Below are 21,566 nucleotides of genomic sequence, written 5' to 3' on the forward strand. Positions count from 1 at the left end.
ATGGATTTCTCTGAACTGATGGGTACCCTGTGTCCGGCAGGCGCCTGCAACGCTTGTGGTGGCTGTAGTACTCAGCTACGAAAATATGTCGAAAATGCTGACGCGTATAAAAACGATCCAGCGATTAAGAAGTCAGAGTATTCTCCCTCAAAGGTTCCGATCGAAATCTCAACTGTGCTCTATGAAAGCTGGGAGGCAGCGTACTGGACAGGAGGAAAAATCAGCAAGCCAACAGTAATAACTTATCATTTTAGTGATGAGCACGCAGATTTCCATGGAAACGTTGCCGGTGTCACATACACCTCAACGGGTAACAGCTATGCATGGAACGAGCAGTGGAAGGAGGCTATCCGCCTCGCAGCGTCCGTCCATAATGCGGCGACAGGAATCATGCTTATCGAAGTCGATGACCCCACAAAAGCTGATATCACGTGGCGTATCGAAGAAATGCTTGAGGTAAGTGGGCTTGGGCTAGTCATGGCCCCAGGCCCTACAGCATTTAATGGCGATATTTGGATTAATGCCAAGTATATCGATCAGTTACAAAAAATGGATCTTATGCCGGGCGGGCAGGGGTTCGAATTCGCTATCCATGAATTTGGCCATGCGATTGGCATGAACCATCTTTACGCCGGGCGTTATGTCCTACCGAATGTAGCATTCGACCGGTCGGTCTCGATCATGACGCATCAAGAAGATCCGACCGGCTTGATGCATTCCTTGTCTGCTATCGACATTGGAGCCCTGTCTTACATCTACGGGACTAATGCGCAGAAGGAGGCTGCCCCTGTGCAATGGGAGCAGCTCTCTGGTGGTGGATTAAAGAGCGTAGGCTCTGATGACGGCAATACAATTGTGGGGATTGGGGGGAAGGACTGGGAAGTCGGAGGCCGTGGGAACGACAAACTCAATGGTGGAGAAGGAGATGATTTCCTCGATCCAGGGCTTGGCACGGATATTGTGCTCGGTGGAACCGGAACGGACACCCTCATTGTAAGTGTCCGAATGCGCCACCTCATGCAGAATCCAGAAAATTTAATATTCCGAAACAACACAATGCAGAATGATGACCTTTCTGGGAAGGAGGGCATCTTTAAAAATGGTAGTAACACAATAACGTTCACTGGCATTGAGAAAATCCAGTTCCTGGATGGCATTCTTGATCTTCGTGACGTTACTTGGAATGTATTCAAGGAAGCAGACTTTGTAGAGCGCATTGTAAAAATCGTCACGGGATCGAGTGCGGATGATGCGCAACTGAAATATTATGCTGAGGCACTACTACTAGGTGGCGCCTCTGAACTACAAATTGCTTCTGACGTCTATAAAGATTATCTTGGCCGTTTTCCGCAAAAGGGCGACTTCGATTTCGTCTATAGTATCGTTAGAAATTCTTATAAAAATCTCCCTGAGAGTGACGTCGTGGAAGGCCTCGTGCGGGGTCTTGAAAAGGGGCTGTGGACCCGAGATCAGCTTATCCTTCGTGTAGCCAACTCAGCCGAGTTGCTGGGTGATGAAGGCATTCTCGCAAAGCCTTTAGCCGATAGTTCAACCCTCCACCACAAGGAGATTCAATTCGGCGATCTCAAAGCCGGAGTTAACAATGGCTCAAGTGCGAGCGAGGTTTTTGTTGTTGACCACGGCGGAGTCGAAATCCGTGGAAATGCGGGTCATGATCAAATATTTCTAGCGATGACTCGCCCGGAAAAAATTGACGACATGATCAAGTTTTCTCAGGCTTCTTCACAAGAGAAGAAGTCGGGATCTTTTTACTTGGGTAGCGAGAAAGTTAATTTCAGCTCGGTCGAGCAAATCAGGTTCATAGATGGCAGCTTCAATTTCAGTGCTGATAGCGTTGCCGCACAAGTAACGAGGGTCTATCTTACCGCCGTTGGACGCGTGCCAACAGCTGATGAAATTGAAAAAATTGTCAATTTGATTTCTGCTGGCACTGAAACTACCCAGACATTGGCACAAGATCTTGTTCGATCTGCGGAATTTTCTGCAAAGTATGCTACAATTATTGGTTCTACCGCGAGTGAAGCTGTTTCACTGAGGGGCGATTTTGTAACCCATATTTGGCAGGTTGCGCTTGGGCGTAGTCCTAATGCTAGCGAAATGAATCAATGGCTAAATATTCTCAGTAATCAGGGGCATTCGTATACAGGCTATCTAATTGATTTTCTTGCTTCATCCAGTCAAGGAAAAGCTAATTTTGCTAAAGTAATTGACGCTGGTATCTGGGTCCCGGATCATGCAGGTTTAGAGATTTCACGGATATTTCATGGCCTCGTAGGTCGCCTTCCTGTTGACAGCGAACTTGCGCCATTCGTCTGGAAGGGTGTGGCTGGTGGAGTCTCGTATGATGTAATCGCGAATGAGATTTTGGAGCGCTTGGCGCCGGATTTGGCTAAAATTCAGTCTACTAAAGAATTTGTCGAAGCAGTTTCCATCAAGATTCTCGGTCATAACGTAGATGAGAGTATCATAAATTTTTGGGCAGCCCGGATTGATTCAGGAGATCTCGGACGAGGAAATTTAGTCCTTGTACTTGTTGATGACCCTATCCAATACGGTCGGTGGCTCGGAAGCTCAGCATCTTCACAGGACGCTATCACCCAGAAAGCCGTTCAGATACAAATCGATTCTGATGCGATCCGCGAAAACGAATACGGGACTTTTGTTGGAAAATTGAAGTGGGATCAGCATTCAGTTGGATCTCTCCATTACAGTGTTAACGATGACAGATTTGAAATCAACACCAACGGTGAATTGGCGCTCCGTAAAAATATCTCTCTTGATCATGAAAATTCTCCGGAAATCTCTCTTGTTGTTTCGGTGCGCGATGATTCGTTTCTAAGTCAGAGCACAAAAATTGTCGTCAGGGTGCTGGACGTCAACGAGGCACCCAGTGCCTTGACGCTGAGCAGCACGAGCGTGCGGGAAAACGACAAGGGCGCGGTGATCGGCGTGCTGAGCGGCCTCGACCCGGACCGGGGCGACGAGCTGCGCTACAGCGTGTCCGACGACCGCTTCGAGGTGGTGGGCGGCAAGCTGGCGTTGAAGGCCGGCGTGGCGCTGGACTTCGAGCGCCAGGCCACGGTGCCGGTGTCGATCACGGCCACTGACAAGGGTGGCCTGACGATCAGCCGCGACTTCACCGTGCAGGTGCTCGACGTCAACGAGGCGCCCAGTGCCCTGACGCTGAGCAGCACGAGCGTGCGGGAAAACGACAAGGGCGCGGTGATCGGCGTGCTGAGCGGCCTCGACCCGGACCGGGGCGACGAGCTGCGCTACAGCGTGTCCGACGACCGCTTCGAGGTGGTGGGCGGCAAGCTGGCGTTGAAGGCCGGCGTGGCGCTGGACTTCGAGCACCAGGCCACGGTGCCGGTGTCGATCACGGCCACTGACAAGGGTGGCCTGACGATCAGCCGCGACTTCGCCGTGCAGGTGCTCGACGTCAACGAGGCGCCCAGTGCCCTGACGCTGAGCAGCACGAGCGTGCGGGAAAACGACAAGGGCGCGGTGATCGGCGTGCTGAGCGGCCTCGACCCGGACCGGGGCGACGAGCTGCGCTACAGCGTGTCCGACGACCGCTTCGAGGTGGTGGGCGGCAAGCTGGCGTTGAAGGCCGGCGTGGCGCTGGACTTCGAGCACCAGGCCACGGTGCCGGTGTCGATCACGGCCACTGACAAGGGTGGCCTGACGATCAGCCGCGACTTCACCGTGCAGGTGCTCGACGTCAACGAGGCGCCCAGTGCCCTGACGCTGAGCAGCACGAGCGTGCGGGAAAACGACAAGGGCGCGGTGATCGGCGTGCTGAGCGGCCTCGACCCGGACCGGGGCGACGAGCTGCGCTACAGCGTGTCCGACGACCGCTTCGAGGTGGTGGGCGGCAAGCTGGCGTTGAAGGCCGGCGTGGCGCTGGACTTCGAGCGCCAGGCCACGGTGCCGGTGTCGATCACGGCCACTGACAAGGGTGGCCTGACGATCAGCCGCGACTTCACCGTGCAGGTGCTCGACGTCAACGAGGCGCCCAGTGCCCTGACGCTGAGCAGCACGAGCGTGCGGGAAAACGACAAGGGCGCGGTGATCGGCGTGCTGAGCGGCCTCGACCCGGACCGGGGCGACGAGCTGCGCTACAGCGTGTCCGACGACCGCTTCGAGGTGGTGGGCGGCAAGCTGGCGTTGAAGGCCGGCGTGGCGCTGGACTTCGAGCACCAGGCCACGGTGCCGGTGTCGATCACGGCCACTGACAAGGGTGGCCTGACGATCAGCCGCGACTTCACCGTGCAGGTGCTCGACGTCAACGAAGAATATGTTGCACCGCTTCCGACTAAGAATTTGCAGCCCGGAATTACTATTGCCGGCTTTACTCTTGCGGAGAATAACACCGCAACAAGTACGATTTCCCTGAGTAAAATTGAAGCTCTACAGCGCAATAATGATGGAACAATATTTTTAAGAATCGCAGGTGGAGAAAATATATCGATCAATGCAGAGGTTAAATCAATCAAAGTTGGTGACGGCGAAATCAATTATTCAGGTGATTCCTCGCCTGCCAAGGTGATGATGATGTATGAAGGTCTGCTAGGTCGATCAGTTGAGAAATCTGGGCTTCAATTTTGGAATGATCACCTCAATTCCGACCAAGATCTCTCTGCGATTGCTTCTGGTATTATGGCAAGTGACGAGTTCAAGTCGAGGTTGAACGCATCATCCAATTCGGAATTCGTGAAATATCTTTATGAAAATATCTTGGACCGCCAAGCAGACGAAGAAGGTTTTAACCACCATATATCTAGTCTAAATCAGGGTTTTAGCAGAGAGAACGTTGCATCAAGCTTTGTAATAAGCTCCGAAGCAATTGATCGATTTGAGTTTAATAATCCGAACGGTGTTTGGACAACTGATAATTCAGCAAGAAAAATATCTATGCTTTATGATACTATTTTTGATCGGGGTATTGATGAGGAGGGTCTGAGGACATGGAAACTGGCTTTAAACGGCGGTGAAAATCTGGAAGAAATTGCTAAAAGCCTTATTGCTTCGCATGAGTTTGAGAGCAAAAATCATGGTGCATCTAATGAGGATTTTTTAACGACGTTTTATCATAATTCTTTTGGAAGAGGCGTTGACGAAGCAGGATCTGTTTTCTGGCTTGAGAAAATAAATGTTGGCGAAGTTTCTCTCGAAAAACTAGCTGTGGATATTTCTATGTCAATTGAGCACGTGACCCAATTTGATCGACATCCTGCATCTGACATATTTGGACTATAGCGTTATTTTGCTGGTTTTTACGGGGCAGACTTTCACCAAGTCTGCCTCCCCCTGATGTGGTTTGTTAGCGCTTAAAGGTGGAATCATTTGCTGTGGAAGCAGTGGAGATATCATGCGGATGGAGTTGATGGACGCATAGTAAGCGATGCTGCCCTGCTAATGAAGCCCTGTCGACCGCAAAAAAAGAGACTATAATAACACCTGCGGCGTGCCATGGAACCGTTCGTTTGTCGCTACCGAAATGGGTACTAAGTGACGTCCTGTGCCTGCTGAATACGACACCCGGTGAGATGGCGGCGCAGCGCTTCATCCGCTGGGTCGGGCATGGGGTCTGAGAACACCTGTTATGTTTGGTGAAAGACAAAGGCCTGCAGCATGGCCTGTTCTTACTCAACGACAATAATATCTAAGCGTGCCAGAAGGCTGTAGCTGCAGCTTGAAGAAGGGCCTAGGGTCCGATGCGATACGCGTGAGGCGCTTAGCCGCTCGTGCGGCGTCTACGACACCGAAGCCTGCGTGCTGACTGACGGCAACGGGCGTTCCGTCGCTTTCGGCTCGGCCTCAAGCCAAGCCCAAAATCTATTGATGGAGCGTGCCTCGCTCGGCTGTTTGCCAGAAATGCCAAGTTGGGTGGTGGCGGACTGCGGCTACACCAACCATGCCTCGCGCAAGCACATTCGGAGCATCGGGGGTGACCAGCCCCCATTAGGGTCGGTTAGTTCCTGAGCCAATCGAGCGAGGCGGCAAGGCAGAGGACACCCAGGAAGAATTGAGCAGTCTTCTCGTAGCGTGTGGCGACAGCCCGCCGTTTTTTGAGCCGCGCCTGGAACCCGGTTGCGGTTGTGGTAGGTCCAAGGTGGACAAGCGACCGGCGCTTCATGGCGCTGCGGCGAGATGGCGGGACGTGCCCCGATGCTCCAGATGTGCTCGCGCAAGGCATGGCTGGTGCAGTCGCAGTCAGCCACCACCCAGGTCGGCGTTTTCGGCAACCGGCTGAGCAGGGCACGCGCCATCGGCAGTTCGTGGGCCTGGCCCGGTGCCAGGCTGAAGGCGACGGCGCGGCCGCCGCCGCCGTCAGCGATCACGCAGGCCTTGGTGCCATAGCCGCCACGTGATCGGCCAAGAGCCTCACGCGTATCGCGTCGGGCTCCAGATCCCCCTTTTTGGCCGCACCGGCGGCCTTCTGATGTGCTCGGATATTGCTGCCATCGAGGAAGATCATGCCCAACCGCACGCCTTTCTCCTGTACCAGGCTCAGCAGACGTTCCCAGACACCATGCCTGCCCCAGCGAATGAAGCACTGCGCCGCCATCCACCAGGGGCCGTACTCGGTGGGTATGGCGCGCCACTTGGCGCCGTTCTGGCAGCGCCAGATGATCGCTTCCATCGTGCGCCGCAGGTGGTGATGCTGCGTCTTGCGGTGTGGGCGGCAAGCCTCGATCAGCGGCTCCAGCACCACCTACTGCGCGTCCGTCAGCACCACTTCGCCTCCCCCTCTCCACTGTTCCCGTAGCAGATAGGTCAATGGTCAGGCGCTAACAAACCCTAGGTGATCCGAGCAAAATGTCAGTGTATAAGCGGCTGAAGCGCTTGGGTGTGGTGGTCGAGGTCCAGCGTTAGCCTTCGTCGGTCGCCAAGCCCTTCATCGGGCGTGAAGAGCTTGTCAGCAAAAAGTATTCCTGTGGCGTCCATTGGCCAAGAGCCATGTGGGGACAGCTCTCATGATAGTCCCACCGCCAGGCCTCGATCACCGCCTTGGCCTCGGTCAGCGTGTCGAACCAGTGCAGGTTCAGGCACTCATCCCGCAGCGACCCGTTGAACGTCTCGATAAAGGCGTTATCGGTCGGCTTGCCCGGTCGCGAGAAGTCGATCCGTACCCCATGATGGTAGGCCCACAAGTCGACCAGCTGGCTGGTGAACTCGGCGCCATTGTCGGCGAACAACACCTTCGGAGCGCCCAGCTGGCGAACCAGCCGGTTCAGCGCCTCGACAACGTGCTCGCCCTTGAGCCGCTGGCCCACCTTGATCGCCAAGCCTTCGCGGCTGTAAATGTCGACCACGGTGAGGGCTCGGATTTTTGCGCCGTTGTTGAGTTGGTCGTGGATGAAGTCCAGGCTCCAGGCCTCGTTCGGATGCTTCGGCGCGCACCGGGCTTCCCGGTGCACCACCATCTTGCGCCGCCGCGGCCGTTCGGCTCGCGCAATGTCAGACCTTCCTCGCGGTACAAGCGCCAGACCAGGTTGCGCCCCACTGTCCAGCCGTCACGTCGAAGCATGATGCGTACCCGCCGGTAGCCGTAGCGGATCCGTGTCGCCGCGATCTCGCGCATGTGCTGCCGGATCTCAAGCCGCAGATCACGCGTGCTCGGTTTGCGCTGTGTGGAGCGGTGCTGACGCGTCAGAGAACAGGCCCGGCGCTCGCTGTAGCCGTGGCGGCTCGCCACATAGGCTACAACCTCTTTCATGAGCGCTGGCCGGGGAACTTTTTTGACAGCACATCCTGCAGCACGGCTTTGTCCAGGCTGAGCTCGGCCACCAGTTTCTTCAGCCGGGCATTCTCATCCGTGAGCTGCTTGAACTCGCGGACCTGATCGGTCTCTAGACCCGCCTACTGCTTCTTCCAGCGATAGAACGTCTGCTCCGAGATGTCGATCTTGCGGGTCAGGTCAGCCACCGGCAGGCCCAGCTCGGCCTGCTTCAGCACCGCCACGATCTGCTCCACTGAGAACCGCTTTTTCATGGCCAATCTCTCCATCCGTCATGGGGAAATCCGCCGAAAGACTATCATCAGATCCGGACCACTTTCGTCATTTCACCTCAGGCACTTAAACACCTCGGCCACCACATTCTCGAAGGGAGTCTTAGGTCACTATGCTAAGCAAAAATTTTACGCTTTAACGTATGGCTGTTCGGACAGAGGCTTAAATTTGATGTTAAACAAACCTTGGCATGATTTTGTGATGTTTCAATCATGCGATCCGCAAGAATACTTTGAAATGTTGTCTTCTACTAGCAAAATAAATAATTTATATTGTAAAAATATGAATATACTTTATAACAGTTTCTGTGGATACCTGCGAGGATTTCATAGTTGGCATGCTGCCTTTAATAGGATTGTTTATGCCAACTATCTTTTAGACGCCCAATTCAGGGGATGGCTCATCTACCTCGATGCCGATGCTTATGTGTACGACCTTTCTTTTGACATCACAAAATATCTAGTAGGCAACAATAAAAATTCCTTTATTTTTACTAGAGGTAGTGATAGTGGACATAATTGGGATGTGAACGATGGAGTATTTTTTTGCAACTACTCGCACGAAGACACCAGAATATTGATCAAAAAATGGATGAATTCTTTCGAGCGCACTTCAATTGCAGATCTACGGAAAGCAAGAAATTGGTATGATGTGCCGTCTGACCAGCAAATGCTACAGGAAATTCTCAAAGAAAATGATGATTTGACGCACAATATTTTGTACGAGAGCCATGACTTCATGAATTCGCGCAGAGCACGTTTTCTCAAACAAATACTTAGGTCAACTGCTACGGACATGGCTGGCAGAATAGAAATAATAGACCGTGATATAGCTTATTCGTTAAATAAATATAGTGAAATTCAGAAATGAATTTACTCTGAAAATCATTGCTTGCGCATCTTAGACTCCGTATGAGCGGACTTTCGGGGCGCCTGGGCGCTTCTGCCGTCCCAGATGTAAGCAATGTGGACCGGGCGACACCGGGCTTTGCAGGCAGCGTATGGGCGCCCCAGTAACTCGGATCTAACCGACCAGAAATTGCGGACTATGCGGCTTCTGCCGCTACCCGCTAGCGACCGTTACAGACACTCCGGAAGCGATTAGAGGCTGGCACTGATCACGATCTGTTACTTGGCTCGCCCGGGGCCCGGCTGGCATATGCTGCCGGTTTATTTCGGGCCGTGGCAACCCCTTTCTTTGTGCTTTATGAGCCAGATGCGATGGTTCTGCCCATCACACTGCGCAACCTCGCGCTAATAGTGAAACGCTAGCGGGTAGGTTGCCAGATCAGTCCGATCGTAAGCGTGCTAGCTAGTCAAAAGGAAGGCGTCGCCTACTGATGGTCAACGTGACGTATTTTGATGTGCTGAACGCATCTAGGGCAGTTCCCATCGTCAAAGCAATCTGCGCGGTTGCTATGGCTGAAGCAGCTTTTTTGACGACATTTGAATGATCAATGGCAAAATCAGGGTTCTTTGAAAGCGCGGTGGAAGCTGTCTAGCACCGGCTGGATCATGTAGCGCAGGAAGCTGCGGCTACCGGTCTGGATCTGGGCCTCGACGGGCATGCCAGCCCGCAGCTCCACGTTTTCCAGCCGGGCCAGCTGGTCCTGGTCCACGGTGATCTGCACGCGGTAATGGCTGGCGCGCGTGCGGTCGTCCATGGACACGTCGCTCGCCACATAAGTTACGTGGCCATGCAGGAACGGCACCAGCCGCTGCTTGAAGGCCGGCAGCCGCACCTCGGCCTGCAGCCCGGGGTAGACCACGTCGATGTCGCTCGGCGACAGCTGCACCTCCGCCACCAGGCGGTCATGCGACGGCACAAGCTCCATCACCGGCTCGCCCGCGCGAACCACGGCGCCGAGGTTGAAGAACTTGCTGTTCATGACGGTGCCGTCTTCCGGCGCCACGATCTCGCGGCGGGTGGCGACATCCTGGGCGGCCCGCAGCTTCTCATCCGCATCGTTCAACCGGGACCGCACGTCGCGTGCCTCGGTCGAGATCTCGGCACGGCGCTGGTCGCGGGTCTGGATCATCTGGCTGCGCGCTTCCCGCGCGCCGGCGGCGGCCTTCTCGGTCTGGCCCAACAGATCCTGCAGGTTGCCTTCAAAGGCGGCGGCCTGTCGTTGCAGCCCCAGCAGGCGGGGCATGCGCTCCAGGCCCTGGGCCACCAGCGTCTTGACGTCCTGCTCCTCGCGACGGATCAGCTCGAGCTGCCGCCGCTGGCTGCCGATCTGCGCCTGCGCGGAGGAGGCGGTCGCCTCCTGCTGCGCCGCGCGGGCTTCCAGCACCTGGATCTGGCTGTTCAGGCTGGCCTGCCGGGCCGCGAACAAGGTGCGCTGGCCGGTCATCGCTTCCAAGCCACGGGCGTCCGTGGTGCCCAGCAGCTCCGCCGGAAAGGCGATGTCGCCGGCCCCCTCGTGCTCCGCCTGCAGGCGGGCGAACTGCGCCAGCAAGGCCCAGCGCTGGCCACGCAATGTTTCCAGGCTGCTGTCCGACTGCACCTCGTCGAGGCGCATCAGCACCTGGCCGGCCTTCACCTGGTCGCCATCGCGCGCCAGGATCTCACGGACGATGCCGCCTTCGAGATGCTGGATGGTGCGGCGGCTGCCTTCGCTGCGGATCTGGCCGGGGGCGATGGCGGCCTCGGCCAGCGGCGCCAGGGTGGACCAGGCGGCGAAGCCACCCATGAACAGCACGATGGAGCCGATCCCCAGCATCATCGGGCCCGAGGTGCGGGGCCGCTTCGGCAGCACCGGTGCCGCCACCAGCGGCGGCAGGTTGCGGCGGTCCGTCAGGGCGCCGGAGGGAGAAGTGGTTACGCTCATGCCGCGCCTCCAGGCGCCAGGCGCCCTGCCGGGGTGAGTTGGGTGGACGGCGCCGTGGCCGCCGTGGTGGCGGAGGCCGGGCGCGGCGGCGGCATCAGCCGGCGCAGCACCTCGGCCCGCGGCCCGAACATCTCGGCCGCCCCGTCACGCAACAGAAGAACCTTGTCGACGCCCTGCACCAGCGCCGGGCGGTGCGACACCAGGACCACCGTGGCACCCTGGCTCTTCAGCGTGTCCACGGCGCGCTGCAGGGCGGCCTCGGCGTCGCCGTCAGGTTGGAATTCGGCTCGTCCAGCACGACCAGCTTGGGGGCGCCGAACATGGCGCGCGCCAGCCCGACCAGCTGCCGCTGGCCGCCGGACAGATGCTGCCCGCCTTCGCCGATCTCGGTGTCGTAGCCCTGCGGCAGGCGCAGGATCATGTCGTGGCAGCCGGCCAGCATGGCGGCGGCGAAGACGTCGTCGGGCTCGGCCTCCGCCATGCGGGCGATGTTCTGGAACACCGTGCCGTCGAACAGCTCCACGTCCTGCGGCAGGTAGCCGATGTGGCGGCCGAAATCCTCGCGCTTCCAGGTGAAGACGTCGGCGCCATCGAGCCGCACATGGCCGGTGGAGGCGGGCAGGGTGCCGATCAGCATGCGGATCAGCGTGGTCTTGCCGGCCGCCGAGGGGCCGATGATGGCGAGGCTCTCGCCCGGTTCCAGCGAGAAGGTCACGCCCTTGATGATGGCGGTGGTCTGGCCGGGAATGCCGTAGGTGACGCGCTCGACGCTGACGTGGCCGAGCGGTGCGGGCATCGCCAGCCCGGGCGGGCGGATGCGTGGCATGGACAGGAATGCCTTCAGCCGCTTCAGCGCCTGGCGGCTTTGCACCAAGCCCTTCCAGCCGCCGATCAGCTGCTCCACCGGGGCCAGGGCGCGGCCCATGATGATGGAGCCGGCGATCGAGGCCCCCGAGGTGATCTCCTGCTGCAGCACGAGGTAGGCGCCCACGCCCAGCACCGCCAGCTGCACCGCGAGGCGGAAGAACTTGGTGGAGGACAGCAGGATCGCCGCCCGGTTCGCCGCCTTCTGCTGGGGGCCGGCGATCTGGTCGACGCCGGTCTGCCAGCGCTGCATCACCGCCCCGGCCATGCCCATGCTGTCGATGACCTCGGCATTGCGGGCAATGGCATCGGCCCGGCGCTGCGCCGCCTGCGCCGCCGTGTTGGCCTGCCGCAGCAGGGCCGAGGTCGAATACTCGTTCAGCAGCGTCAGGCCGAACAACAGCACCGCGCCCGCCAGGGCGATCATGCCCATCACCGGGTGCAGCAGGAAGATGGCGGCCAGATAGATGGGCACCCAGGGGACATCGTAGACCGCCAGAGCGCCCGGCGAGCTGACCCAGGACCGGTACACCGCCAGGTCCCGCAGGGCCTCCATCCGGTAAGGCCGGCCGCGCAGCTGGGCTTCCAGCGCCCGCTCGAACCCTTCCGGCGCAACGCGGGCCTCGACCCAGCTGGCGATGCGCTGCATCACCTGGCTGCGCACGGCTTCCAGCACCGCCAGCAGCAGGATAGCCCCCAGCGCGATCAGCGTCAGGAACAGCAGCGTATCGAGGCTGCGGGTGGCGAGCACCCGGTCGAACACCTGCATCATGTAGATGGAGACGGTGAGCTGCAGCAGGTTCACGACGCCGCTGCAAAGTGCAACAAAAATAAACTCAGTTTTGCACCGTTTGATTGCTTCCGATAGAATTGAAATTCTATCAACTTTTTCTAAGTACATCTAATTTGTACAATAAAGCGTTTTAACAATAATCTTTAATTTGACCAAGACTGACATTGTAATTGTCCACTGATCTGACGCACCAAGTTTTTCACAAAAAGCTAAAGATTTTCTTGAGATAAAAATTCAAATTGAGAGAAAGAAGATTTTAACTTTTCCCGAGTAAAACACTTTTCAATTGACAGGAAATAAAATTATGCAGGAAAATACGATCGATCAAAGAATGGTGCATATCTCTGCAAAAGAAATACTTAGAATAGGACAATCATCTCAGGGATTTCATATGCCCATCACTGATAAATCCGGGCTAAACCTATGTGTTCATATGGATCATCAACAAGCACATAAACTTTTCGTCGATCTACAAATGACAATTATTTCGTGGATTTCACAGAAAGGACCGCAGATTGTTGAGATGCCAAAGGCATTAACATCAATAGATGTGCATGAATTCAATGTTGGAACATCAAATTCATCAGATAAAATCGTTGTAAAGGCTTACAATAAAGTACAGGAATCAATAGACATAGTTATTGATCGAATTGGAGCCAATCGCTTAGCGGAGGAACTACGAAGCCGGACAGAAGAGTTTAAGTAAATCTCTTGCCTATGGTAGGATTCGGCGGCGACGTGAGCCACCTTGCCGGCCGTTGCCGCGCCGATGATATTGGTCGACCTGTTCCTGCATCCGCTGCGCAATACCGCGCCCAGCCTGCGCCTGCTGGGCGATATTCTCGGCCGGTAGGCGCAGGCGGAGGCCTTCATTGCCTTCCAAGACCTCCAGTTGCAAACCATTCGTGACGGCATGGCCGGCGCACCGCCAGGCCCCACGCTGTTGTTGCATGCTCATGCTGATCGCTGACCTTGTTGCTGGTCCGCTGGTCCGCTGGTCCGCTGGTCCGCTGGGACGGGCGCCGTGTGCCATGCCTTGGACCTGCGTGGCACAGCAACAGTGGTACCACCTTGTTCCCTGGCCCCGTGGGCGGCTCGATGAACCTAGAATATGTCGTCATCGCCAACCCTGAAGGCCATATCGAGACAGAACGGCCGATGGCGGGGGCTGTGGGCGGTATCTCAATCGGACCTAGCGTCACGCCGGCACAGATCGCGACCGATCTTCTGCGTGTCACTCAGGGCGCCGGGCTGGCAGAACTGCAGAGGCTGTTATGGACCTGCGGCCAGTCGAGCGGCCTGTCTGAGCATGAGGCAGGCAAAGGCGACGAGGTGGAGATCAGCGAGAGTGCTAGCGTAGCGCTCATAGTCCTTCACCAGCCGCCGGAACCGTGTCGCCCAGGTAAAGGACCGCTCGACCACCCAGCGCCGCGGCAGCAGCACGAAGCCGCGCTTGGCGTTCGGCAGCTTCACCACCTCCAGTTCGATGCCATGCGCTCTGGCGGCCTCACTGGCCCGCTCGCCGGTGTAGCCCTGGTCGACATAGGCCAGTTCGACGCTCTGCCCGGTGGAGACCTGTACAGCCTGCGCCAGGCGGCCGACTTCGGCGCGGTCATCCACGCTGGCAGGTGTGACGTGCAGCGCCAGCAGATGGCCTAGCGGATCGACCGCCAAGTGCAGCCTCGAGCCATTCTTGCGCTTGGCCCCGTCATAGCCCGCCCGCTCGCTACTCTCAGGCGAGGAACGCAAAGTCCGGCTGTCGAGGATGGCAGCGTTGGGCTGCGCTGTTCGTCCGGCTGCCCGCCGCAACACTGCCCGGAGATCCTCGGTCAGCGCCTCGAAGCAACCTGCCGCCAACCAGCGCTGCGCCTGCTGGTAGACGGCAGCCCAGGGCGGCAGGTCGTTTGGCATCCAGCGCCAGGGCGTGCCGGTGTTGATGACGTAACGCAAGCCGTTGAACACCTCGCGCAAGCTGTGCTCGCGCTGCCCGGCCACCTCGGGCAGTAGCGTCAGATAGGGCGCAACCAGCGCCCACTCGTCATCGGAAACATCGGACGGATAGGGCTTGCTGGCACTCATACCCCGCAACCTGATCGTTACCGACCCGTAGGTCCATAACAGCCTCTAGGCCACACAGACGAGGCAGCGGCACGCACTGTAGAATTCTTCCAAAAACAGTCCTTTGAGCAACGTGGCGATCCTGACCATGGCACGTCGGATCCGGCCAAAGCGATTTGTGAGACTGTCCCCGGGAAACGCGATGGCAGTCATCAACACGTGTTTTGCCACCGAGACCTACGGAAATACCTTTCTCACGCCTTTGGACATTGATCGGACTAAGATAGCATGTTGCACGTCCCCCTAAGGGGAGGCGTGAGTGATGCTATCAGACGGAACGCCTCTGGCGGCCGCCGCGCGGCTTGGTGCCGAGGCCAATCTGCTTGGCGAGCGAGGAGCGATGTTTGGCGTAGTTCGGCGCCACCATCGGATAATCGGGCGGCAGGTTCCAGCGTTCGCGGTACTGTTCGGGCGTCATATCGTAGGCCGTTCTGAGGTGGCGCTTCAGCATCTTCAGCTTTTTGCCATCCTCTAGGCAAATCAGGAACTCGTCCGTCACCGACTTCTTAATTGATACGGCCGGCTCTGGCCGCTCGGCCACCAGAGCGGGTGTGGGGGCGGCGCGACCGAGACTGGCCAGCGTACGATGCACTTGCTCGATCAGCGACGGGACCTCAGGCAGCGACACCGGGTTGTTGGAGACATGCGCGGCGACAATCTGCGCCGTCAGTTCCAGCAAATGTTGGTTAGCCATTTCTTCCATCGATATTCCTGACACGAGGTTTGGGAGCCAGTTACAAGGGGTGGAAAGCAGTCTTCCATCATAAGCTAATGGAACTAGGGTGAAGGCAAGGTCAGCGCCTGAAAAAAACTAGAATTACCCAAAAACATGGCAATAAGTGGTCAACAAGGCAGTTCTTGTGATCCAAGCTTTCAACGATCGGACAGAGAACGTTTGTGCTTGCTTACCACGCCATCGAAGCGCTTCCTGTCGGTCTTGGCACCAAGGGGAGGCAAGCATGTTGCTGCATCGATCGCTTCAAATCGGTTTACTTGGATTGACCCTAGCCACCATGTCATCCAATGCCTTTGCCCAGACGCCGATAGGTCCAACAAAACGACAGCCAACAGCCGCCCAAGCTGCCCAACAGGATAGGATGCGTTCGTGCAACACAGACGCTGGCACGCGTAACCTAGCTGGCGATGCCCGGCGGACGTTTTATGAGAGAGTGCTTGGCTGGACGCTCAGCACCAACGCGTCCACAGCCCAACGCCGCTCAAATGGCGCAAAGAGAACGAATGACGTCGTGCAACGCGGAGGCAAGTACGCGTAATTTTGCGATAGACGCTCGGCGTAGCTTCATGAGCGACTGTCTGGCCGGGCGGACACCGTTGCCAGCAACTCCCGCTCCTCGACGATAATGACCACAAGGCAGGCGGCCTTATCCACACCAGGATCGCTGGCTTCCGGTCGTCTGCTGATCAACCCGGACGCCATTGCGCATTTATCCGCTAGTGCATCAGGCCAACGCCTGACTGAACTGTCTGTAGCTCGTCGTAGGCTGCGAGAACGCAGCGCCACATCTGCGCACCTTCATTGTCGTCCTGATCGATTAAGCGGCAAATGTGACGTAGAATAGTCTGCTCGGCTTCAGCGCCAAATTCGTCCATGACCACTTTTGCCGCACGATAATGGTCTAATGTTAAGGCGCCGCCATCTTGCTGTCCATGTTCGCCAATCATGTGATTTCACTGTCCGGAATTATGGCGGAACCCTTATCGAGGGACAGCGCTTCTTCCTGTGTCACCAGTAGGGCAACTGTGAGAACAGACTTGCGGCCCTGCGTCGACAACTTGTCCCACAATTCCAGAAGTTGCTGCCTTGCCAGAACATGCGGCTCAACGTAGCCGCCAATTAGCGGCTGGATATCGCCATTGACGAGGCGAGCGGCACGAATACGCGCAGGTGGACGGGGAAGATCTCGGCTAAGGGGCATCACGTAGAATCCAGGTTGCAACCACATAAACCGATATATCACGGCTTTGTGAGTAAAATTTTGTGTTAAGGTTTCCGGAAAGCCAGCCTGGGGAGGATCTTGGCCTCCCAACCTCTTCGAAGCGTTAGCTAACAACGTCTTAGCAACGTGACGACGACGGCAAAGCAGTGGCAAAAAATACTAAGTATCCCGATTCAGGAAAATAACAAAAAAATGGTCGCCGCACAGTGAAAATTTATGTTGTCAACACATCTGGCCTGCAAAATACGGCCTATGCACCCATGCGTACGGCTGAGCGCAGATGTATCGTAGCCGTGCTGTGCTTGACACTGGTTACGATAAGATCATCTGTTCCCTGACATTATTGCGCAGGCTGCCACTCGCATTGTCATGTGGCGAAGCGTCCGACCTTCTTGAAGGTCCTCCTGGACACCTCGCCTATCGACTACAGCAATATACTCATAAAGGCCCGGGAATTCAGTGCTGTGGCTCGTGGCCTAGTGCACAGTCTCGTCGCAGTGAACCATCGTCACGTCCAGCGACTTTGCCTACCGCCTCAACTTTCACCACTGATGGCCATGTAACGCGCAGTGAGTGATTCGCTGCGCGCCGCTGTCTTCGGCTCCATCACTTAGGCCAACCTGGCCTCCTGGGCGTATGCCCAGGCACCCGGCTTCGAAGTGCAGGTGTTCGAGAGCAGTGCTGGCGACCACGAGAAGCACGTCGACACTGGCGGGGTGACCCGCGTCTCCCGCGATGCCTGTTGTATGGCCGACCCTGATCGCGACAGCTTCACGCTGGTGGCCAGCGACGGCAACTACGAGCCCCTCGTGCGACAGCTGGTAGCAGATCGCTTCCACGTCACGCTGTTGTTCTAGGTGCATGCCAGCCGCCAGTTACGGCTGGCCGCCAGCCACTTCCACACGCTTGCCCCCCACATCGCCGAGCTGGCGCTGGACTGACACGGCGTCTTTAGAGGCATTGGGATTCCTGCGGTAGCCATTCTGTCTGCCCAGGCTCCGTCACAGCGCTAACCTGCCTAAGGCACGCCATATCAAGACAATCTCGGGTTGCAGAATGTTTAGGAGTAGGATCGCCACATTATCGTGCCTGGGCGGCTTGTGCTGTGCCATTTTGGCCACTCGCAGCCTCATAATTGCGGAGAGTGTAACTCTCTGCAGATAGCACAGTGTCCTGCTCAGCCAGGACTGCTATCCGCCTTTTCTCCACCACCAGTAGAATCCCATGGGCGTTATCGATCGTTCAGCAGCGGACGGCATCCTCGGCGGCATGCCATTCTCCGTCATCAGCCTGATGCTGCACAGCTTCGAGGCCGATGTCCGGCAATACACACGTATCATGCTCAAAGCTGCGCATGCTGGCGATCCCATCGCCTATCTTCGAGCCTCACAGGCCCTCACTGAGGTTGCCATCCAATTCGGCGCGGTTGAGCTCGCCCGGCTGGCTCGAACAGCATCGGATCGCCCCCTGCCGATACCGGACTTGCCGATCGTTCTGGCTGGTGAAGACGCTATTGGGGAGATGAAGCGCGCCTACCGTCTTATGCCGCTGGTGCCAGGCATTGACGCTACCGCGCAGCACATATCTGACCCGCCATCGTCACCAGACTGACATTTTTCTGGTCACCGTTCCGCGTTAAAATCAACGCTTAATAGTTGAGCAAAGCAGGCCAAGCTTTCAATGCCCGCTGTCCTCAGACTCGTTTGTTTTCACTGCTTAAGCCTTGTATGACGGCCCGATTCGAGTTGGGGCGGCTGTGTCTGGTAAGCCGGACTGATCAGGCTGAGTCAGGGCTGCTCTCGGTAGCGTGCCTGGCAGATGTACCGCCAGGCAGCCCTAACCACCACCAAATTGGCGAAGGTGGACGATTAGATCGCTTTGGGACGCTGGACCATTGTCAGTCCGGCAAGGCCCATGCCAAACAGCGCCAGAGACGCCGGCTCCGGCACGGCGGTCGGCGGGTTGATCGGACCGGTGAAGGCCGAGCCGACGACGATCGACTGACTGGCCACCGTTTCATAAGCGTATAACAGCGGCGTGGTGCCGTTGAAGCGCACGAAGCCGTAGGTACCATCGGCGATGGTGAATGCCAGCACGACGGAGGTGTCGTTCAGCGAGGCGCCGATATCCGCCTTGGTCGGATAGGAGACGAAGAGATTGCCGCTGCCATAGACCACCGTGCCCCGCTTGGTGAACTTCGAGGTCGGCCAGGGTGGACTGAAGAAGGGTGCACCAAACGACGTCACCGCGGCGGTGCCGGTGGTGGAGATATCGACGGACTTGAAAATTTCGCCGTTGTTGCCGAACAGCGTGTAGCTGGCGTTCGGCGCGAAGCTGGAGGACGTGCTGCCGCCTTGGACGGTGATATTGCCGATATTGCCTATCACGGCGGCGCTGGCGGGCAGGGCGCTGGCGAGGCCAAGAGGCAGGGTTCAGACAGCGAGGGCAGGGAGGGAGGCAAGGCGCTTCATGGAGATCGTTCCTGCTTCACCGTTGGGAGGCAGCACAAGCTTCCACACCCATCTGATGAATTGCCGGACCAAACGCTATCACTCTATGAACGCGCGATAAATTTCTTACATAATCAAATATTGCTAATATGATATTGTTTAAACGAAAATATCGCTCGTTTGACAGCCGGACCGATAGTGACAGACTATCGTGCTTTAGTTCTCACTTCTGGCATTGCACTGGGGTAGGACACGGCTCGTGAATGATTACAAGTAAACTTATCCAGTAACTCTGGAGGCATGCGTAGCAGCGCGCTTTACGAGATTTAGCCGACAGTGAAAATGCGCGCCCGTCTTGACCTGCTGTTTACCAGCGCATCGGCATCTTTGAGCACTGCTTCAATAGGATGGCCTGTGTGATGTCCGGTATCTCCGATTCATTTTTGCGCCGCGCCGGCCGCATTGGGATCGTGCCACGGCTTCTGATCGCCTCTCTCCTCGCGGTGGTCTTGGCGGTCATCGCCGTGCAGGCCTGGACGATGCGCATTGTCCAGGATGAGCAGAACGACAGTGTACAGCGGATGCTGCGCACCAACCTAGCGGTACTGCACGACAAGCTGCAAGGTATCGGTACCGAGTGGCATCTGGGGGAAGACGGCCGCTTGACGCTCGACGGACAGCTGCTGAACGGACGTGACGATATCACCGACAAGGCTGGTCAGCTCGCAGGTGGCGTGGCCACAATTTTTGCGGGGGACACCCGCATAGCGACCAGCGTCAGGCGTCCTGACGGTGCGCGGGCGGTGGGCACCAAACTCGCCGCGGGGCCGGCCCGCGAGGCAGTGCTCGGGCGCGGGGAGACCTATGTCGGCAATGCCGACATTCTGGGCACCCCCTACGCGACCATCTACGAGCCGATCCGCGACGTGTCTGGCGAACCGGTGGGCATCCTATTTGTGGGCGTCTCTATGGCTGAAGCGAATGTGGTCATGCACCGTATCATCCTCGAAGCTTTGTTGGCGGGGCTGGTCGTCATCATCGTCGTGGGTACAGTGCGTTGGTACGCTCTCCGCTCGTCCATGCGCCCGCTGAGTAGCCTAGCTGCCAGTGTGCGCTCTATTGCGGAGGGGAACCTCGACCAGCCTTCACCTTGTGCCGAGCGGACCGACCAGCTGGGCCAGATCGGGCGTGCCATCGAGATGCTGCGCGACGGCGCGCTGCGAGCACGAGAGGCCGACAAACAAATCGCCACTGAGCGTGCGGCCAAGGATCGCCGGCAGGAGGCCATGGACCGCCTGACGCACGATTTCGGTACCACCGTCTCTGGCGTCCTTGTGAAACTCGGCCTATCGGCTGAGGGTATGCGCGGGGCCGCCGATCAAATGGCCGACGGCGCAGAACAGACTCTGCATGACATGGCGGGCAGCACCGCTGAGGCTGGGAATTCTTCGAGAAGCCTGGCCACCGTGGCCTCGGCGACCGAGCAACTCACTGCCAACGTGGGAGAAATATCACGCCAAGTCAGTCAGGCCGCTGATGCCTCCAGGGACGCCGTTGCCCAAGCACGCACCACGGATACCACAGTGCAGGGACTGAGTGAGGCAGCCAGCCAGATCGGTGAGGTGGTCCGGCTCATCTCAGATATTGCTGGCCAGACCAACTTGCTGGCCCTGAACGCCACCATTGAGGCAGCGCGGGCCGGTGAGGCCGGCAAGGGCTTCGCAGTGGTGGCGGGGGAGGTGAAACAGCTTGCCGCTCAGACGGCGCAGGCCACCAGCCGCATCGGCGCCCAAGTGACAGCTATCCAGTCAGCGACCGATGAAGCTGTCACAGCAGTACGTGGCGTCGCGACGGCCATCATCCAGATCAGCGACATCACCGGAAACATCGCCGCTGCGGTTGAGCAGCAGGGCGCGGCCACGCGGGAGATCGCCTTGCAGGTCCAGGGCATCTCCCGCGCCACAGACATCGCTACCCAGGCGATGCAAGGCGTCTGTGCCACCGCCGAGCAATCAGGCACCGCCAGCCGCCGTGTGCTCGAGGCGGCCAATAGCGTGAACGACCAATCTCGAGGTCTGCGCGAAGAGGTGGATGATTTCCTCAACGCAATGCGCGCGAGCCAGCAAAGTGGTGACCGGCGACGCTACGAGCGTATGCCGGGTGGGGATGCGCCGGTGAAGCTGCGCTGCGATACGCACGGCTCCGGGTCCGCCACGATCCAGGATATCTCGCTGGGTGGCGCGTCCCTCATCTGTGAGTGGCCTTGCGATGTCGGTGCGGAGGTACTGGTGGGTCTGCCGGACACGAATGATTTCGTTTCGGCGAGAATTGTCGACTCCAGGGATAGCGTGCTGATCGTGTCGTTCCGACAGGATGAAAGAACGCTCGGCTGCGTCTCGCGCGCGATAGACGTTATCATGGTCAGATTGAAGCAAGCAGGACATGCATTGGTCGCCTGAAAGACATTGCTGCGCTGCGACAGAAGCTAACACTTTCTAATGGTATAGCCTCGCAA

General features: G+C 57.6%; 15 protein-coding genes and 2 pseudogenes. 7 read left to right on the forward strand and 10 right to left on the reverse strand.

Annotated features, from left to right (window positions below; all coding sequences use genetic code 11):
• Complete coding sequence (locus tag IAI59_RS21955; protein WP_207444026.1) at window positions 1-5,280, forward strand: DUF4214 domain-containing protein; 5,280 nt, start codon at window positions 1-3, stop codon at window positions 5,278-5,280.
• Window positions 5,281-5,995: 715 nt separating this feature from the next.
• On the opposite strand, the pseudogene IAI59_RS21960 reads toward IAI59_RS21955, so the two are convergent.
• Window positions 5,996-6,739, reverse strand: a pseudogene (locus tag IAI59_RS21960) (IS5 family transposase).
• Window positions 6,740-6,896: 157 nt separating this feature from the next.
• A pseudogene (locus IAI59_RS21965) lies at window positions 6,897-8,019 on the reverse strand (IS3 family transposase).
• Here IAI59_RS21965 and IAI59_RS21970 point away from each other — a divergent pair.
• The gene (locus tag IAI59_RS21970) at window positions 8,018-8,908 is read left to right on the forward strand and encodes a hypothetical protein (RefSeq protein WP_207420052.1); all 891 of its coding nucleotides are present in this window, start codon (window positions 8,018-8,020) and stop codon (window positions 8,906-8,908) included. The pseudogene IAI59_RS21965 and the gene IAI59_RS21970 sit on opposite strands and share 2 nt — an antisense overlap.
• Window positions 8,909-9,503: 595 nt before the next feature.
• Here the strand turns inward: IAI59_RS21970 and IAI59_RS21975 are convergent.
• The 3 genes from IAI59_RS21975 to IAI59_RS21980 are packed head-to-tail and all read right to left on the reverse strand — an operon-like array spanning window position 9,504 to window position 12,537.
• A complete protein-coding gene (locus tag IAI59_RS21975; protein WP_207444028.1) occupies window positions 9,504-10,868 on the reverse strand; it encodes an HlyD family type I secretion periplasmic adaptor subunit in 1,365 nt (454 codons plus the stop codon).
• Window positions 10,865-11,107 (reverse strand): hypothetical protein, encoded by a 243-nt coding sequence (locus tag IAI59_RS23230; protein WP_237181256.1) that lies wholly within the window; start codon window positions 11,105-11,107, stop codon window positions 10,865-10,867. The genes IAI59_RS21975 and IAI59_RS23230 overlap by 4 nt, the downstream gene beginning before the upstream one ends.
• Complete coding sequence (locus tag IAI59_RS21980) at window positions 11,095-12,537, reverse strand: type I secretion system permease/ATPase (protein WP_237181257.1); 1,443 nt, start codon at window positions 12,535-12,537, stop codon at window positions 11,095-11,097. The genes IAI59_RS23230 and IAI59_RS21980 overlap by 13 nt, the downstream gene beginning before the upstream one ends.
• 292 nt (window positions 12,538-12,829) lie before the next feature.
• Between IAI59_RS21980 and IAI59_RS21985 the strand changes: the two genes are divergently transcribed.
• Window positions 12,830-13,231, forward strand: coding sequence for a hypothetical protein (locus IAI59_RS21985; RefSeq protein ID WP_207419985.1), 402 nt, complete (start codon window positions 12,830-12,832; stop codon window positions 13,229-13,231).
• Window positions 13,232-13,797: 566 nt separating this feature from the next.
• Here the strand turns inward: IAI59_RS21985 and IAI59_RS21990 are convergent.
• Together IAI59_RS21990 and IAI59_RS21995 are read right to left on the reverse strand one after the other, a co-directional pair.
• Window positions 13,798-14,604: an IS5 family transposase gene (locus IAI59_RS21990; RefSeq protein WP_207419984.1), complete on the reverse strand. Its 807-nt coding sequence runs from the start codon at window positions 14,602-14,604 to the stop codon at window positions 13,798-13,800.
• A gap of 307 nt (window positions 14,605-14,911) precedes the next feature.
• Window positions 14,912-15,346 carry a Ros/MucR family transcriptional regulator gene (locus tag IAI59_RS21995; protein WP_207419983.1) on the reverse strand — a complete coding sequence of 145 codons (435 nt, stop codon included), beginning with the start codon at window positions 15,344-15,346 and terminating at the stop codon, window positions 14,912-14,914.
• Between the two features lie 394 nt (window positions 15,347-15,740).
• Here IAI59_RS21995 and IAI59_RS23235 point away from each other — a divergent pair, with 394 nt between their 5' ends.
• On the forward strand, window positions 15,741-15,917 hold the full coding sequence (locus tag IAI59_RS23235) for a PsiF family protein (protein WP_237181260.1): 177 nt from the start codon (window positions 15,741-15,743) through the stop codon (window positions 15,915-15,917).
• The gene (locus IAI59_RS23240) at window positions 15,883-16,005 is read left to right on the forward strand and encodes a PsiF family protein (RefSeq protein ID WP_207419981.1); all 123 of its coding nucleotides are present in this window, start codon (window positions 15,883-15,885) and stop codon (window positions 16,003-16,005) included. The genes IAI59_RS23235 and IAI59_RS23240 overlap by 35 nt, the downstream gene beginning before the upstream one ends.
• A gap of 90 nt (window positions 16,006-16,095) precedes the next feature.
• Here IAI59_RS23240 and IAI59_RS22005 read toward each other — a convergent pair whose 3' ends face one another.
• Together IAI59_RS22005 and IAI59_RS22010 are read right to left on the reverse strand one after the other, a co-directional pair.
• Complete coding sequence (locus tag IAI59_RS22005) at window positions 16,096-16,326, reverse strand: hypothetical protein (RefSeq protein ID WP_207419980.1); 231 nt, start codon at window positions 16,324-16,326, stop codon at window positions 16,096-16,098.
• A complete protein-coding gene (locus IAI59_RS22010) occupies window positions 16,323-16,580 on the reverse strand; it encodes a hypothetical protein (protein ID WP_207419979.1) in 258 nt (85 codons plus the stop codon). Before IAI59_RS22010 ends, IAI59_RS22005 begins: the two co-directional genes overlap by 4 nt.
• A 1,245-nt stretch (window positions 16,581-17,825) precedes the next feature.
• Between IAI59_RS22010 and IAI59_RS22015 the strand changes: the two genes are divergently transcribed.
• The gene (locus tag IAI59_RS22015) at window positions 17,826-18,212 is read left to right on the forward strand and encodes a hypothetical protein (protein WP_207419978.1); all 387 of its coding nucleotides are present in this window, start codon (window positions 17,826-17,828) and stop codon (window positions 18,210-18,212) included.
• Between the two features lie 257 nt (window positions 18,213-18,469).
• On the opposite strand, the gene IAI59_RS22020 is transcribed toward IAI59_RS22015, so the two are convergent.
• Window positions 18,470-18,988 (reverse strand): PEP-CTERM sorting domain-containing protein, encoded by a 519-nt coding sequence (locus IAI59_RS22020; RefSeq protein ID WP_207419977.1) that lies wholly within the window; start codon window positions 18,986-18,988, stop codon window positions 18,470-18,472.
• A 470-nt stretch (window positions 18,989-19,458) separates the two neighbouring features.
• Between IAI59_RS22020 and IAI59_RS22025 the strand changes: the two genes are divergently transcribed.
• Window positions 19,459-21,510 (forward strand): methyl-accepting chemotaxis protein, encoded by a 2,052-nt coding sequence (locus tag IAI59_RS22025; RefSeq protein WP_207419976.1) that lies wholly within the window; start codon window positions 19,459-19,461, stop codon window positions 21,508-21,510.
• The last annotated feature ends 56 nt before the right edge of the window (window positions 21,511-21,566 follow it).

The sequence above is a fragment of the Roseomonas haemaphysalidis genome (assembly GCF_017355405.1).
Taxonomy (GTDB): Bacteria; Pseudomonadota; Alphaproteobacteria; order Acetobacterales; family Acetobacteraceae; genus Pseudoroseomonas; species Pseudoroseomonas haemaphysalidis.